Annotated in this window: 2 protein-coding genes; both read right to left on the reverse strand. The window is 65.3% G+C overall.

Features of this window, described 5'->3' with window-relative positions:
• A partial coding sequence (locus C1I97_RS42840) for a hypothetical protein (RefSeq protein WP_369008386.1) occupies positions 1–179 on the reverse strand: 179 nt, incomplete at its 3' end.
• A gap of 2 nt (positions 180–181) precedes the next feature.
• A partial coding sequence (locus tag C1I97_RS38870) for an isochorismatase family protein (protein WP_146608496.1) occupies positions 182–424 on the reverse strand: 243 nt, incomplete at its 5' end.

Genomic DNA, 424 nt, shown 5'->3' on the forward strand with positions numbered 1-424 from the left:
ATCTGGTAGCGGATCTCCGCCAGGTACGGACGCAGGTCCTCGGCGTTGCGGCAGCGGAATTCCCACTCCACTTCGGCGTTGGGGTAGTTGTGCAGCACCGCCTGCATCATGGTCAGCTTGTAGAAATCGGTATCGAGCAGGTTCTGCACGATGCGCTCGGCAAAGACGCTTTCGGCCATGTTCACTTCTCCTTGTCGGCGCCGGCGAGGGCGCTATCCAGTCGTTCCAGGTCGGCGCAGAGGATCCCCCCGGCGTCGCGCATCTCGTCGCAGGCCCGCTGCGCGGTGTCCTCGGCGATGGCCCGGCAGGCGGGCAGGTAGAGCAGCACCTCGAAACCGGCGCGGCGCAGTTGCAGGGCGGTGTTCTTCACGCAGTAGTCCAGCGCCAGGCCACCCACCAGCACATGGCTCACGCCATTCTGCCT

The organism is Streptomyces sp. NTH33 (assembly GCF_003236365.1).
Taxonomy (GTDB): Bacteria; Actinomycetota; Actinomycetes; order Streptomycetales; family Streptomycetaceae; genus Streptomyces.